This is a genomic window from Gelidibacter maritimus (genome assembly GCF_014062315.1).
Lineage (GTDB): Bacteria > Bacteroidota > Bacteroidia > Flavobacteriales > Flavobacteriaceae > Gelidibacter > Gelidibacter maritimus.
The window spans coordinates 35,123-51,461 of record NZ_JACGLT010000005.1; the positions used below are offsets into that span (position 1 = coordinate 35,123).

Annotated in this window: 11 protein-coding genes; 2 read left to right on the top strand and 9 right to left on the bottom strand. The window is 39.3% G+C overall.

Features of this window, described 5'->3' with window-relative positions; translation table 11 throughout:
• Positions 1–50 precede the first annotated feature (50 nt).
• The 7 genes from H3Z82_RS08000 to H3Z82_RS08025 all read right to left on the bottom strand — a co-directional run bounded on the left by H3Z82_RS08000 (position 51) and on the right by H3Z82_RS08025 (position 9,401).
• Positions 51–2,312, bottom strand: a complete 2,262-nt coding sequence (locus tag H3Z82_RS08000; RefSeq protein WP_182204592.1) for an aconitate hydratase — start codon at positions 2,310–2,312, stop codon at positions 51–53.
• Positions 2,313–2,553: 241 nt separating this feature from the next.
• Entirely contained in the window at positions 2,554–3,663 is a 1,110-nt protein-coding gene (locus tag H3Z82_RS08005; RefSeq protein ID WP_182204594.1) for an acyltransferase family protein, read from the bottom strand.
• A 375-nt stretch (positions 3,664–4,038) separates the two neighbouring features.
• Complete coding sequence (locus H3Z82_RS19805; protein ID WP_394368099.1) at positions 4,039–4,236, bottom strand: GldL-related protein; 198 nt, start codon at positions 4,234–4,236, stop codon at positions 4,039–4,041.
• Entirely contained in the window at positions 4,236–5,189 is a 954-nt protein-coding gene (locus H3Z82_RS08010) for an AAA family ATPase (protein WP_182204596.1), read from the bottom strand. Before H3Z82_RS08010 ends, H3Z82_RS19805 begins: the two co-directional genes overlap by 1 nt.
• 1 nt (position 5,190) lies before the next feature.
• Positions 5,191–6,642, bottom strand: coding sequence for a peptidylprolyl isomerase (locus tag H3Z82_RS08015; protein ID WP_182204598.1), 1,452 nt, complete (start codon positions 6,640–6,642; stop codon positions 5,191–5,193).
• Positions 6,605–7,459 carry a peptidyl-prolyl cis-trans isomerase gene (locus H3Z82_RS08020; RefSeq protein WP_220459147.1) on the bottom strand — a complete coding sequence of 285 codons (855 nt, stop codon included), beginning with the start codon at positions 7,457–7,459 and terminating at the stop codon, positions 6,605–6,607. The genes H3Z82_RS08015 and H3Z82_RS08020 overlap by 38 nt, the downstream gene beginning before the upstream one ends.
• Complete coding sequence (locus tag H3Z82_RS08025; protein ID WP_182204601.1) at positions 7,452–9,401, bottom strand: peptidylprolyl isomerase; 1,950 nt, start codon at positions 9,399–9,401, stop codon at positions 7,452–7,454. Before H3Z82_RS08025 ends, H3Z82_RS08020 begins: the two co-directional genes overlap by 8 nt.
• Before the next feature lie 507 nt (positions 9,402–9,908).
• On the opposite strand from H3Z82_RS08025, the gene H3Z82_RS08030 reads away from it, so the two are divergent.
• Both H3Z82_RS08030 and H3Z82_RS08035 read left to right on the top strand, forming a co-directional pair.
• Complete coding sequence (locus H3Z82_RS08030; RefSeq protein WP_182204603.1) at positions 9,909–10,364, top strand: SRPBCC family protein; 456 nt, start codon at positions 9,909–9,911, stop codon at positions 10,362–10,364.
• On the top strand, positions 10,357–10,593 hold the full coding sequence (locus tag H3Z82_RS08035; protein WP_182204606.1) for a hypothetical protein: 237 nt from the start codon (positions 10,357–10,359) through the stop codon (positions 10,591–10,593). Before H3Z82_RS08030 ends, H3Z82_RS08035 begins: the two co-directional genes overlap by 8 nt.
• 623 nt (positions 10,594–11,216) lie before the next feature.
• Here H3Z82_RS08035 and H3Z82_RS08040 read toward each other — a convergent pair.
• Together H3Z82_RS08040 and H3Z82_RS08045 are read right to left on the bottom strand one after the other, a co-directional pair.
• On the bottom strand, positions 11,217–12,149 hold the full coding sequence (locus H3Z82_RS08040) for a peptidylprolyl isomerase (protein ID WP_182204608.1): 933 nt from the start codon (positions 12,147–12,149) through the stop codon (positions 11,217–11,219).
• A 2,086-nt stretch (positions 12,150–14,235) separates the two neighbouring features.
• Positions 14,236–15,627 carry an exopolysaccharide biosynthesis polyprenyl glycosylphosphotransferase gene (locus H3Z82_RS08045; RefSeq protein ID WP_182204616.1) on the bottom strand — a complete coding sequence of 464 codons (1,392 nt, stop codon included), beginning with the start codon at positions 15,625–15,627 and terminating at the stop codon, positions 14,236–14,238.
• Positions 15,628–16,339: the final 712 nt, after the last annotated feature.

Genomic DNA, 16,339 nt, shown 5'->3' on the forward strand with positions numbered 1-16,339 from the left:
TTTATAAAAATAACACTAATAAAAAATAAGCTGATTCAATGATCTACTTATTAAGCATTTTGTTTTTTAATCAAGTTTAAAGCAGATCCTTCGTTGTACCAATCTATTTGTTGCTGATTGTACGTATGGTTAACTTTAATTACGTCCTTGCTTCCATCAGCATGAACAAACTCTATATGCAAAGGTTTATCCGGTGCAAATTGATCCAAATCCAAGAAATTGATGGTATCATCTTCCTGAATTAAGTCGTAATCATTTTCGTTATCAAAGGTCAAGCCCAACATCCCTTGTTTTTTAAGGTTTGTTTCATGGATACGCGCAAAAGATTTTACCAATACCGCAGCAACACCCAAATGTCTTGGTTCCATAGCAGCGTGCTCTCGAGAAGATCCTTCACCGTAGTTATGATCCCCCACAACAATGGTATGGATGCCTTTGGCTTTATAGTCTCTGGCTACATCAGGAACACCTCCATACTCACCAGTCAATTGATTTTTGACAAAATTTGTTTTCTTACCAAAAGCATTGACAGCACCAATGAGCATATTGTTGGAAATATTATCTAAATGTCCTCTATAACGCAACCATGGTCCAGCCATTGAAATATGATCTGTGGTACACTTACCAAAAGCTTTGATCAATAGTTTGGCACCAGTAATTGAATTTCCTAAAGGCGTAAAAGGCTCCAACAACTGTAAACGCTCAGAAGTTTCACTCACTGAAACCTCCACGTTGCTACCATCTTCAACCGGCTCAACATAGCCCGCATCTTCAACGTCAAAACCTTTTGGAGGCAATTCTATACCCTGTGGTGCATCCAATTTTACTTCTTGCCCATCTTCATTGATCAAGACATCATTCATCGGATCAAAATCCAATCGTCCAGAAATTGCAATGGCAGCTACCATTTCAGGAGATCCTACAAAGGCGTGTGTATTTGGGTTACCATCGGCACGTTTTGAGAAGTTACGGTTAAACGAGTGTACAATCGTGTTTTTCTCATCTCCTTTTAAATCACTTCTATCCCACTGTCCAATACAAGGACCACAGGCATTTGTAAAGATCGTAGCATCTAAATCTTCAAAGATTTTCAAAATTCCGTCACGCTCTGCGGTGTAGCGGATTTGCTCAGAACCTGGATTGATTCCAAAGTCTGATTTTGCTTTTATATTTTTATCTACGGCCTGTTTCGCAATGGAAGCCGCACGGGTCAAATCTTCATAAGAGGAGTTGGTACATGATCCTATCAAGCCCCAATCTACTTTTATTGGCCATCCATTCTCTTTAGCAAGTTCACCAAGTTGTCCCACTGGAGTTGCCAAATCAGGGGTAAACGGTCCGTTTAAGTGCGGACGAAGTTTATCTAGATCAATTTCAATGACTTGGTCAAAATACTCTTCAGGATTTTCATAAACCTCAGGGTCACCAGTTAAATACTCACGGATTTTATTGGCTTCATCAGCCACTTCATTTCGGTCTGTTGCTCTTAAAAAGCGCTCCATTGAATCGTCATAGCCGAAGGTAGAGGTCGTCGCACCAATTTCTGCGCCCATATTACAAATGGTCCCTTTACCTGTACAGGATAGGTTCTTTGCACCAGGTCCAAAATACTCAACAATAGCACCGGTTCCACCTTTCACGGTCAAGATACCAGCCACTTTTAAGATGACATCTTTTGAAGCTGTCCATCCATTCAGGTTACCTGTCAATTTAACGCCTATTAGCTTAGGAAATCTTAATTCCCACGCCATCCCGGCCATTACGTCCACAGCATCTGCTCCACCTACACCAATAGCTACCATTCCCAATCCACCTGCATTTACAGTATGCGAATCGGTACCAATCATCATGCCACCAGGAAATGCATAGTTTTCTAAAACCACTTGGTGAATAATACCAGCTCCCGGTTTCCAGAATCCGATACCATACTTATTAGATACTGACGCTAAAAAATCAAAAACTTCACTACTTGTTTCATTAGCCCGTTTCAAATCTGGTGCTGCGCCTTGTTTTGCTTGAATCAAGTGATCACAATGCGTTGTAGTAGGCACGGCAACTTTAGGCTTTCCTGCTTGCATAAACTGCAACAGTGCCATTTGCGCCGTAGCATCCTGCAAAGCAATTCTGTCAGGAGCAAAATCCACATAGTCTTTACCTCTTGTAAAAGCGGTTGTTGGATTTCCATCCCAAAGGTGGGCGTATAAAATCTTTTCAGATAAAGTTAAAGGTTTACCAACAATCTGACGTGCTTTATCCACACGCTCAGGCATAGTTTTGTAAACTTTTTTAATCATGTCAATATCAAATGCCATAGAGTATATTTTAAGGTTGATGTTTATTTTATGTTCCGAGGACTCGGAGTTTGCAAATTTACAAAATTTAAGAGACTTTTAAAAATCTCTAACGGAATCAAATAAACATTAAACATCTCTCAATGAATATTGAATTATACGCGATAATATAGTGAATTTGGCAAAATTGCTAGGTATAAAATAGTGAATTATCAACTTACCATTAGCCGTCACCATTTTATAAAAGAAAATTGAAAGGCATCTACCCCAGCTTTTTGTCGCGGTAATTTAAAATCGGCTTCTCAAAATAGGTATAAACCAGGTTTGAAATACTCAAGGTCAGCAGTAAATAAACGGTACACAATACCATTTTTAAGCTTAACGAAGCTGAATTAAAATCGACAAAATAATAGAAACACAACAATATTGCAGAAAAATTTACCAGATAAATGGCATAAGATCGGGTGCTCATAAAATAAATGATCCCGTTAAAGGTGGTACTGCGTTTCATCCCGATGGCATAAGGAAATACCAGCCCACAGCTCATTGATATCAAAGGCAGGTACATAAAGACGTAGAAATAGAGATGCGTTTGGGGTTGTAAATTCATCATATAAATAAGAAGATGGGTTCCGGCAAAAACAGCCATACCCAAAAACAGCAGACCATATCTGAGCTTTTGAAAAAAGTTCGGCCACTGTCGCATCACATACACCAGTAAAAACCCGATATATATGGCATCCAATCTATAGATTACGACTTTTCTGAATGCGGAACTCCAGTCCTTTTGGTTTAACAACTCAGTATTGATGTAGAATTGAATTTTCAATAAAAATCCCATGAAAATAACCGCTAACGTAGTCCATAAAAAAACGGAGTGCTCTCGATCTCTAAAGATATAAAAACCACAGAAGAGAAGAAAAGGCAGAAATAAATAGGCGTACTCTTCAATTGACAAGCTCCAGGATTCGGTGAAAAATTCTGACTGAGGATCTGAAAAATTCTGAAGAAACACAAAATAAGAACCAATACTATCCGGCAGATCCTTTGAGAAGGCATAGATAATTCCGATGTTAATAAGCAATATTAAGAAGTAATTGGGCAAGGTTCTCCACCAGCGCCGTTTCCAAAACCTTATTAAATTAGAGAATCTGGTATGGTTTTGATCAATTTCCTTGAGCAATATACCGCCGATTAAAAACCCGCTTAGTATAAAGAACAAATCGACACCCACAGCCCCCATTGTTCGCATAAAGACCACAATTAAATTCTCGGTATCTTGAACAAAGAAAAATGTCGCATGGGATAGGACGACCAAAGTAATGGCAATGGCCCTTACCAAGTCCAATCCAAAATTACGTTCTTTTCGCATTCAAATAGATTAAGTTAAACCAAAAAACTTGTGCCCTGTCCAACCGACACGGGCCGGCAAGCCCACAAGGTATGAAATAGGAATTGTATTTTCAATCGAATATAGCCGAGGATTTAAAACTTAATGGCGGATGTACACCATTATAAGCATAGCTGAAATTTTCAGTTGATATAAAATAGGGTCCCAATTTCAAACATGATTATATAATGCAGCAAATAGAGGTCAAATATCCATATTGCTATTCAAGAAAAGTTTCTCAACATTTGGATAGAAACATTCATCTTACTTTGAAAATAAGCGTTTACAAATAAAAGGGCTCGATAATCATTTTTGGAAGAAGATTTGATCGGTTGCCAAAGGACCTTGAACTACTGTTTAATTTGTGTTTGTATTGTATATCTTAATCAGCTTGAATATGGCCATAATTAAAGCAACAACCTTAAGAGTCATCCCAACAATTAAAGCTTCAACAGCAAACTGCCAATGCATGATTTTGAATAGACTTCCTATTATGACAAATACAAAACCAGATAAAAACAGAATAAGTGGTAAGATGAATAGCTTTAAATTCACTAAAATACACTTTTAATGATCTGTTCGTCCGTAATCCCTTCTGCCTCGGCCTTATAATTTTTGATGATCCGATGTCTGAGGATGCCATTGGCTACCGCTTGTACATTTTCAATATCTGGAGAAAACTTACCATTGATAGCAGCATGGGTTTTTGCGGCCAAGATCAGGTTTTGCGACGCCCTTGGACCTGCACCCCAATCGACAAACTCGCTTACCAAATCGGATGCTGTTGTTTCTTTGGGACGTGTTTTGCCCACCATGGCTACGGCATATTCAATTACATTATCAGCCACAGGAATGCGACGGATCAGATTTTGAAAATCATTAATTTCTTGGGCTGAAAACAACGGATTAATCTTTGGTTTAAGATCAGTGGTTGTGGCCTTGACCACTTGCACCTCTTCCTTAAAAGAAGGGTATTCTAAATGTATAGCAAACATAAAACGGTCCAATTGTGCTTCCGGCAAGGGATAGGTTCCTTCTTGCTCAATTGGATTTTGGGTGGCCAGTACAAAATAGGGTAAATTTAATTGGTAGTGATGTCCCGCTACGGTTACAGAACGTTCCTGCATGGCTTCCAATAATGCCGCTTGGGTTTTTGGAGGGGTTCTATTGATTTCATCCGCCAAGATAATATTGGCAAATATGGGCCCTTTGATAAACTTAAACTGTCGGTTCTCGTCTAAGATTTCACTTCCAAGAATATCACTTGGCATTAGATCAGGAGTGAATTGGATGCGTTTGAAATCAAGTCCCAAAGCCTGGGCAATGGTATTGACCATTAAGGTCTTTGCCAAGCCCGGTACGCCAATCAGCAGCGCATGTCCGCCAGAAAAAATCGAAATCAGGATTTGGTTGACTACCTCATCCTGACCCACAATCACTTTAGCGATTTCAATCTTTAAAGCTTTATACTTTTCAACAAACTGTTCTACCGCAGCTACGTCAGACATACTATCCCTTTTTTAACCAATTACTTTCAAAATCACAATTTCTGTATTCGCCATTGATATTAATATAGGTGTCCATCACTTTCTCATCGACCCATTTTTCAATAGCTTTGAACTGCTTGTCCTGTTCTGTTAAATTTTTAATTTTCAAATAATCCTTGGCAAAATCGGCCTCGTGCTCATTGATCCGATCCGTAACGGTCAAAATCTTGAATTTAATCGGATTGATACGGTCTTCATCCTGAAGCACCAAACTGACTTCCCCATCCTTTAAACTTTCAATTTGTGTATAAAGCTCCGGATCCATTTTGGTCAATTCAAAACTGTAATCTTGTGTGCGGGGATTAATCAACTGTCCACCATCATTACGCGTTTCTTCTTCATCACTGAACTCCCTAGCCGCTTGAGAAAAAGTGATTTCGCCATCCACAATACGTTTACGGACGAGTTCCATTTTTTCTTTGGCTTCTTTAATGGCTTCTTGAGTGACTTCAGGTCGCATTAAAATATGGCGCACATCATACTCTTGACCTCTTATCTTTTCCAAGTAAATGATATGGTAGCCAAAATCAGTTTCAAAAGGATCAGAAACCTCCCCTTCCTGCATTGAGAATGCCACATCTCTAAACTCCTTTACCATCTGTGGACGCTTTCTATTTAAGGTATATAAACCTCCTGTCCGTCGTGAAGCAACATCATCAGAATACAAAACTACCTTTGAGGTAAAACTTGCACCTCTTTCAACTACATCTTCTTTAAATTCTTTAAGCTTATCGATAACAACTTGTTTTTCAGCATCAGATATTTTAGGAATGATCACAATTTGAGCAACCTTTAATTCCGTACCAAAAAACGGCCGCTCTTCTTTAGGAATGTCATTAAAATATTGTCTTACTTCTTCTGGAGTCACCTCAATATCTGCAACAATTTTCTCTTTCATCCGGCCTGCAAGTTGCTGACTCTTGTTGATTTCAAACATTTCCTCACGCAAGCTCTCTTCAGTGTCTTTGTTATAAAATTTGAGCATTCTTGGCAAACTGCCGTCCATTTGCTCCAATATATAGTTAAATTGCTGATCCACTTGAGAACGAATCTCCAAATCATTAACTACAATACTATCTTGCACCGCATGATGGGCATAGAGTTTATCTTCAAGCAACTTTCCAAACAACTGACAACGGTTAGGCATATCTGATTTTGAAACGCCAGAAGCTTCCAACTGGGCCAATTGCTTATCAAGGTCGGAGTCCAAAACAATATAATCGCCTACAACAGCAACCACACCATCAACTTTAATCCGTTTTTGAGTAGCGGTATCTTTTACTATTTCCTTTTCTTCAACGCCCTCTTCAATAATTTCTTGAGCCGAAGTAAACACATAAGAACATAGGGCAACTATGCTTAATGCGTATTTTAGATTAGTTGTAAATTTCAAATTGATTGTTTTTAATAGCATCTTTTGTAATATCTTTTTCAAATTGCTTGATGAGTTCTAATTTTCTACGATTGAGTATGATCTGTTTGACCGTCGGTCTTACATATTCTACAGGTGCATAATCATTCTGCTCTAGGACGTCATTAATTTGGATCAAATATAGTCCTATTGAATCTTTGAGCTGTATATAATTAGATTTTTTTAACAGTTCTTTTTTGTTGTCGACATTAACCACAGGAATTTTCTCTGCCACTTGGGCAGCATTGATCCAGACGGAGTCGTTTAAGAAATACGATTTGAATTGAATGGCCAAAGAATCCAGATAGCGTTTGTCCGTTTCATCAAAGCTCTTAAAGCGTTTTTCAATTTCGTCTCTATTGATCGCATTCTGTGGAATATTAATATATCTTAATTTAATCAATGCCTCATTAAGCTTAAACGATTCCTTATTGCTCTCATAAACCTTCAGCGCCTCAGACATGGAGACCGCCGTGTCTATGTTTCGCTTCACTAAGGTTTCCACATAGGCTTTAGTATACAGGTCGTTTCTATATTGATTGACCAATTTATTATATTCGTTTTGTATGTTTTCGGGCAGATTTCGTTTGGCACCATCAACCAACAATAACTGGGTGGCCCAACGGGTGATATAACCGTTGACCAAAAGAGTACTGTCCTCTACAGATGTTCCTCCGGCCACCAAATCTTCAACGTCTTCTTTATAGAGGTAAGACTCTCCAACTCGTGCAATAGGTATTCTATCATCCGTCTGCTTAAAGAAGTTACAAGCGACTAAAGAGCTACAAATGACGAGTATGAAAAGTGCTCTTTTAATCAATTTCGGGTTGGATTTGAGATTTCACTTTTTGTAATACATCAGCATCAATCACCACCTCATAGCGCTCATTAAGCGACTCGAGCCAATTGGCCTCCAGCCTGTTTTGATAATCACTGATGATCTTACCCTTGGCCTCGTCGAAAGTCTTATTGGTTTTTGGCAATAAGGCATTGACCTTGACCACATGATAGGCATCATTATAGCGATACACTTTAGAAAGTCCAGTTCTTAAGATGCCATCCTGAGGCAAACTTTCGTCACTGGAAGGCCTGATACCTTTAGTAAACATTACTTTCTGTTCGTTTTGGGTGTTTAATTCTTTGCTGATATCATCCGCAGACTGGCCTCTTCTCAACAGTCGCGCCACCGTTTTGATATCATTTTCTTTAGCTCCTGTGGCAATAAGAACATCCACACGGTCTTCCCAAAAATAATCGTCCTTGTGTTTTGTATAGTATTTTTGGAGACCGATAGTATCAGAAGCAGCGGCATTCCATACTTCCTTTTCCATTAGGTCAAACAACAGCAACCCATCTCTATACTCCCCTAAAATTTGGGCAAACTCCTCATTCTCAAACTCCAAATTAGTTTCATGATACTTTAAAATAGCGTTCTCTTCAAAGTTCTTATATTCCTTTTCTATAACCGTTCTAAAAGGCATTTTTTGGTCAACATACACGTTTTGTATGCTCATGAGCCGTTGTCCAAAATCGTTGTATCTTAAGGTGTCCGCTTCAATGGTCAGTAAGATTTGATCTTTTTCAAAATTCTTGGGCAAGGTCCATGAACGCGAGAAGAAATTAGAATTCATAATGGACTCAAAATAACCTTTGGCATTAGGGTTCATCACAATGTCATATTTTGCCTTTAGATCATTGACCATGGAAGAATTGATCAGACTGGAGCGAGAATCGCGCTGAATTTTATTTTCAATATCAAACTTTACCTCATCGTACGGTGGGATTCCTTTTTTATCTAACAGTTTGATAATATGCCACCCGTAATTGGTTTTAAATGGCTCTGATATACCTCCAATAGCATTCATATTGAAGGCCACTTTCTCAAATTCAGGTGCACTTATCTGCCCTCCAGTGAATGGCGCCAAGACCCCACCATTATTAGCAGAACTCTTATCGTCAGAAAACTGTTTGGCCAAGGATTCAAAAGCCTCACCTTGATTGAGTTTCTTATAGATTTCATGGATGCGTTTTTCAGGATCAAATGACTCATCCTCCTCATTGGGTACAACCATGATGTGTGCTACGGTCACCTCGCCCAGTGAGCGTCTCTTATCTTCCACTTTGACAATATGATAACCAAAACGGGTTCTAAAAGGCATGGACACATCGCCAACCGTTGTATTATACGCAGCATTTTCAAATTCGTAAACCATCTTAAAAGCTGAAAAATAACCCAAATCTTCAGCAAAAACAGTCTTCCCGTCGTGGACCTCACGCTTCACATTCTCAAAGCCTTCTTTGATGACACGATCACGCAGTTTTAATAACTCCTGATATACTTTTAAGGTGTCGGTTTCATTTTCATCCAAACGAATTAAGATATGCGACCCCTTTACATCATAGCCCATTCTGTCGTAGGCTTCTTTCATCAAGGCCTCTGTAACCTTTGAATCGGACAGGTAGTTTTTAACCAACTGATCTCTGTACGAGGAAAACTCACGAATATAGGTCGCATCCTGATCCAGCTCCAATCGCTTGGCCTCTTTGACCTTTAATTGGTAATTCACAAAAAGATCGAGATAGCCATCAATGTCCTTTTGGCTTTCATCCTTTACCAAGTCGAGATTTTTATTGTAAACTCTTATAAATTCTTCCGCTTTAATCGGATCGCCATCAACGGTAAACAAGATGTCTTCAGGAGTCACTTGCGCATTTGCAAAGGCCGAGAGCCAAAGCACCAATAAACTGATATATAATTTCATTATGCTAATTTGATATCTTCATTTTAAAATAGGGCTATTTCTTCGTCTTTTGAAAGTGCAGCCTTATCTTTTTGTTAAAAATAGATTGACGATAGTTGCAAAAATAATACAATTAGTGCATAAAACAAGTCGCTTTTTTTCAAACGAAACACATCGGTATTTAGTATAACCACACCTGAAATAGACCTGTAATAAAAATCAATTCAAGACCTTGCACAGCAATTTTATCCCATAATAGTTTTTGCATTTCCGATTTTCGGCTTAAGAAAAACATTGAAGATACCATGCCGATTTGTTGCATGCCCGTCCTGACATCTATAAGGTGAAGTCGGATTTTAAATAGATAATTTCAAATTTTTAGGATGATTTGAGGATATGCAAATAACGGCTCCTTTCAAAGGTCAATAAGAACCGCTTAGCAGTTTTTTTTGCAGTTAAGCATTGGAATATCTATTTTTTTTAGAATCCATTGTACCTTTAACTTGACATTTTCATCCCCTTTGATCAATGAAATTTACATTAGACATTCTAATTGAAGCGCCGTTAGAGATTTGCGCTAAAAAATTTAGCATTACAGAACATATCATCCATTGGCACCGCGGCATGGTGATGATCGAACATTTATCGGGAATCCCGAATGAACTTGGTGCAAAAATGAAATTACATTATAAGATTGGCGGGCGGAATTTAGATCAGATTGAAACCATCACTCATAAAAACCTACCCCATGAGCTTCATTGCTCCTACGCCACAAATGCTTTGGACCATCTTCAAGAAAACTTTTTCAAGGCCACATCCCAAAATCAAACGCGATGGACCAGTATCAATGAATGTATACCATTAAACTTTAACATGCGACTGAAACTATGGCTGATGCCCAGAGCTTTCAAAAAACAAACCTTGCTGACTATGAAAGATTTTAAAAACTATGTTGAAAACGGAACCTCAGTAGCTCATGCGTAAACTAAAATTAATATGGGATTTTAAAGGGCCCAATGGCATAAAGATCGCAGAACACCATGCCATTCATCTCAACGAATTTATTGAGGCAGAAAATTACGAAGATCTCTCTACAGGATTTGAAGCCCTGAATGAGTTTCACGCGATTGCTTTTTTAATTACACCCGAAGATCAGATGAAACCTATAAGAGATGCGTTGAAACCCCATCGTGGACAGGTTTATAGCCAATGATTTATGTGATTTTCAATCCAACCTTTTGTAGAACCCCATTCATCGAGACTGACAGGGCCTGACAAATTGAGTTGTCTTCATTCGGTTTTAGTTGCTTTCTGTTAAGGACAAAAAAAAGTCCCATTAAAAAATGAGACTTTTTTATTATTAAATCGACTTGCCTGTAAGTGACTTCACTAATTAACTTTCAAAAAGACTTTAAGCCGTTGTTCCAACCAGACACCACAATCGACTTTTTTGTACAAGGAGAACAGCTAAGCAGTCTTGATTCTTGGTTCTTGAATCTTGGTTCTTGAATCTTGAATCTTGGTTCCTGGCTCTTGGTTCTTGAATCTTGAATGTTGATTCCTACTGGCCATCAAATGAATTCCCTTGACACAAGAAGAATTGCTTAGCAGTTCTGGTTCTTGGTTCTTGGTTCTTGGTTCTTGAGTCTTGATTCTTGGTTCTTGGTTCTTGGTTCTTGGTTCTTGGTTCTTTGTTCTTTGTTCTTTGTTCTTTGTTCTTGATTAGCATAAGCGATTCACACAACTTTTTTCCAAAAAGTTGGTTCTCTGGGATACTTCGTCAAAGCTCAGCTTAAGCGATTCACACAACTTTTTTCCAAAAAGTTGGTTCTCTGCTTACTTGACCTCCATCAATTCTACGTCAAAAACCAAAATGGCATTTGGAGGAATCACACCACCAGCGCCTTGTGACCCATAGCCCAAATCGCTAGGAATGACCAAACGTGCCTTGTCGCCAACTTGCAACAAGCAAATACCTTCGTCCCATCCTGAAATCACCTGCCCCACACCAACTTGAAATTCCAAAGGCTGGTTACGTTTGTACGAGGAATCAAAAACAGTACCATCGGCCAATTGCCCTTTATAATGCACGGAAACCGTTTTGCCTTTTTCAGCCGCTTTTCCGCTTCCTTTATTGATTATTTTGTAGCGTAGTCCACTGTCGGTCTGTTCAAAACCAGCAGCTAATTTATCAAGTTCAGCCGCTTTCGCTTTGCGCTCTTCCGCAATGCGTTTTTCTCTTGAGCCTTCAAACGTTCTAAAGGCTTCAACAGCATTGAAATTCTTGGCATCTTCACCCTCTCTGACAATCTCTATTTTTTCAATCGTATCACCTTGCGCAATGGCATCAACCACATCCTGGCCCTCAACCACATTTCCAAATACAGTGTGCTTATCATCCAACCAAGGGGTGGCAATATGCGTTATAAAAAACTGACTACCGTTTGATCCTGGTCCTGAATTAGCCATCGACAAAACACCTGGAGCATCATGTCGTAAGTCTTGATGAAACTCATCGTCAAATTTATAGCCTGGATTTCCAGTTCCTGTGCCTTGTGGGCAACCCCCTTGAATCATAAAATCAGGAATCACCCGATGAAATTTCAAACCATCATAAAATGGCTGGCCTTGGGGCTTGACAGAATTCTCTAAATTCCCTTCTGCCAACGCCACAAAATTACCAACCGTTCCCGGGGTTCTCTTGTATTCTAAATTCACTAATACTTCACCTTTATTGGTGACAAATTTTGCATATAAACCGTCTTGCATTATTTCTTGTTTTTTATTTTGAAGCTGCAAAGATACGAATTGATTTGGAAAATTCTTGGGCAGTTGTGGGTTATCGGTTATCGGTTGTCCGTTATCGGTTGTGGGTTGTCGGTTGTGGGTTCTCTTTTATATGTTGTGCTGACTCACCCATCATTATTCATTATTTGGTGTTCAGTTTTCAAAATTCGTTAATCAATAATCGAAAAGGTATTTTTTTAGGGCTTTACCCCCAACCCCTAAAGGGGTGAGGCCAGATTTGGCTTTTGGAGCGACGAATAACGGTCAACTCTATTCAGGGAGATTCATCAAACCGTGCCTAACTAAAAAGGTACGTTTGAGCAAATCTTAAATCGACAATCTGTAATCTGTCACCCATCATTATTCATTATTCGATATTCGGTGTTGCGTGTTCAAAATTCGTTAATCAAAAATCGTTAATCGTTGAAAGCCAAGAGGGCATACAAAGCTTAGTAATGACTTTATTATCGAAAAGGCTTTTTTTTAGGGCTTTACCCCCAGCCCCTAAAGGGGCGAGGCTGGATTTGGCTTTTGGAGTAGCGAATAACGGTCAACTCTATTCAGGGAGATTCATCATTATTCGATATTCGATATTCGGTGTTCCGTGTTCAAAAATCGTTAATTAAGAATCGCTAATCGTTAAAAGCCAAAAGGGCATACAAAGCTCAGCAATGACTTTTTAACAAAATGATGCTTTTTTAGGGCTTTACCCCCAGCCCCTAAAGGGGTGAGGCTGGATTTGGCTTTTGGAGAAACGAATAACGGTCAACTCTATTCAGGGATATTCATCAACCCGCGCCTAACTAAAAAAGTACGTTTGGGCAAGTCGTAAATCTATAATTTATTATTTGTCACCCATCATTATTCATTATTCGATATTCGGTGTTGCGTGTTCAAAAATCATTAATCAAAAATCGTTAATCGTTAAAAGCCAAAAAGGCATACAAAATTCAGCAATGACTTTTTTTATCGAAAAAGGTGCTTTTTTAGGGCTTTAACCCCAGTCCCTAAAAGGGCGAAGCTGGATTTGGCTTTTGGAGCGACGAATAACGGTCAACTCTATTCAGGGAGATTCATCAACCCGCGCCTATCTAAAAAGATACGTTGGGCAATTCGTAAATCGATAATTTGTTATTTGTCACCCATCATTATTCATTATTCGATATTCGATGTTCCGTGTTCAAAATTCGTTAATCAAGAATCGTTAATCGTTAAAAGCCAAAAGGGCATACAAAGCTTAGCAATGACTTTTTAACGAAATGATTCTTTTTTAGGGCTTTACCCCCAGCCCCTAAAGGGGTGAGGCCGGATTTGGCTTTTGGAGGAACGAATAACGGTCAACTCTATTCAGGATATTCATCATTATTCGATATTCAGTGTTCCGTGTTCAAAAATCGTTAATCAAAAATCGTCAGTCGTTAAAAGCCAAGAGGGATACAAAGCTTAGCCATGACTTTTTAACGAAAAGATGCTTTTTTAGGGCTTTACCACCAGCCCTTAAAGGGGTGAGGCCGGATTTGGCATTTGGAGCAACGAATAACGGTCAACTCTATTCAGGGATATTCATCAACCCGCACCTATCTAAAAAGGTACGTTTGGGCAGTTCGTAAATCGATAATTTGCTATTTGTCACCCATCATTATATATTATTCGGTATTCTGTGTTCAAAATCGTTAATCAATTATCGAATATGCTTTTTAGGGCTTTACCCCCAGCCCTTAAAGGGGTGAGGCCGGATTTGGCATTTGGAGCAACGAATAACGGTAAACTCTATTCAGGGATATTCATCATTATTCGATATTCAGTGTTCCGTGTTCAAAAATCGTTAATTAAGAATCGTCAGTCGTTAAAAGCCAAAAGGGCATACAAAGTTTAGCAATGACTTTATTATCGAAAAGGCTTTTTTTTAGGGCATTACCCCCAGCCCCTAAAGGGGTGAGGATGGATTAGACTTTTGGAGGAACGAATAACGGTCAACTCTATTCAGGGATATTCACACTACCAACTACCCTCTACCCTCTACCCACTACCCACTACCCACTACCCACTACCCTCTACCCACTACTCATTACTGCCCTCTATAATACAACACCGTACTCAAGGTCTTGACCATAATATTCAAATCTAAAAACAGGCTTCTGTGTTTGATATAAAAGAGGTCATATTGCAATTTAACCATGCTTTCATCTACAGTGCCGCCATAGCGCGTTTTTACCTGTGCCCACCCTGTCAGACCAGGCTTTACAATGTGTCGGGTTTCATAGAAGGGAATGGTTCGGGCGAGTTCATCCACAAAAAATTGCCGTTCTGGACGGGGACCAATCACACTCATATCGCCTTTAAGAATATTATAAAACTGGGGGATTTCGTCTAATCTACTACGCCGAAGAAATTTTCCAAACTTTGTGATCCGCACATCATTGACTTTCGCCCATTCGGCACCATTGGTTTCGGCATTGACGATCATGCTTCTCAGCTTGACAATCTTAAAAATCTTTCCGTTTTTACCCACCCGTTCTTGCTTGTACAACAAAGGCCCATTGTTGCCAAAAAGGTTTCCTATTAGAATAAATGGCAGAATCAAAATCCCAACCAGCAAGCCAATGATGGAAAACAGAATATCAAATATGCGGTGAAAAAAAAGATATAAGGTGTTTTGGTTGCTGCGGCTAAACGGGAAATACTTATAAAAATCCTTTCCGACAAATTGGATGGGCACCCGATGCGTAATCTCTTCGTACACCTGGGTATATTCCCTAATCGTGAATCCCCGCTCCAAAAGCTGCATCAAATCACTATAAATGTTTGCTGTGATGGTTTCCGTATTAAAGCTGGCCACCACTACTTCCGAAATTTTATGGTCAATAATCAGCTGCATCAGGTCATTGGGCTGGAATTCAGGAATTCCCTTAAACTTTACGAGGTGCGCCTTAGGAAGTTCGCAATTGATAAACCCCACAATTTTATAATGCGGATCAGATTGACTTAGCGCTTTGACGAAGGCTTCTACATAAGCAACTTCTCCCACTAACAATACCTTTTTATAAAAGCGGGGCGAGGCAATCAAACTGACATAGCCAATGCGCCAAAAAAAGATGCAGAAGACAATGGTTAGATAAAAATAGACAATTTGAAGACGTTTCTCAGGCAAGAACGGGGTCAGTACTGGAGTCAAAAAATAAAGCAGCACACTAGTGGAAACCATGAGTACAATGGTTCTAAACGTCACATCAAGTTGACTCGATTTCTGTAAATCGTAAATTTCAAAAACCGTCCCAAAGACTGCTAAATAGAGTAAAAGCAGCATTATGGCTACGCTGTTTTCCCAACATATCTCCAGATAAGTATAATCAAAAAAGAGACTCAGCAAATACAGACCGAGCACTACCATGACCAAATCCATTCCACGGAGTAAGAGTTTGCGCTCTGAAACTTGAAAATGAATTCCCTTTTTTGCCATTTGTTAAAATAAACTTAAAGCGAAGATAATAAGTCTCCACAATTCTACAAGCCTACAACGGTTTTTAACTAAAATGTCAGCAGATCGATTGTTACGAGTTTCCCGCCTTCGCAAATGCTGCGGACGGGCAGGCTTGTTTCGAGTTTCAGGTTTAGTTTCTGTGTAACTCGGTGGATCTCTGCGGAACCCTGCCTCGCCGGCAGGTAGGTTTGTGTAACAACTCAACAAATTGAAGTTTGCCTTTTCTCAGACACTGATTACACGAATTTTCACGGATTCAATAATTTAATCTTATATCCTCGCATCTATAAAAACAATAAGAAAATCAGTTAAACCTTTCATTTTCAATTTTCCACCATCGCTTTATTACGGACGGGCACATCTGCGTTCCAAAATCGTCAACCTGCCCGTACCGAAAAAGCACGTTCAGGCGGGTCAACAATCTCAAAACCGCGTTCGTCGCGTCCCACAATAGCCAAAACTAAAACTTCGGTGTTCAGTATTCAGCATTCGATATTCAAAAATCAAAAATCCTCAACCTGCCCCTACCTAAAAAGGTACGTTCGGGCGAGTCAACAATCATAAACCTGCATACGTCACTTTACACAACAGCCCGAACTATAACTTCATCATTCGATATTCAACATTCATTATTCGATATTCCTAAATCAACAACCCGCCCCTACCTAAAAAGGCACGTTCGGGCGAGTCA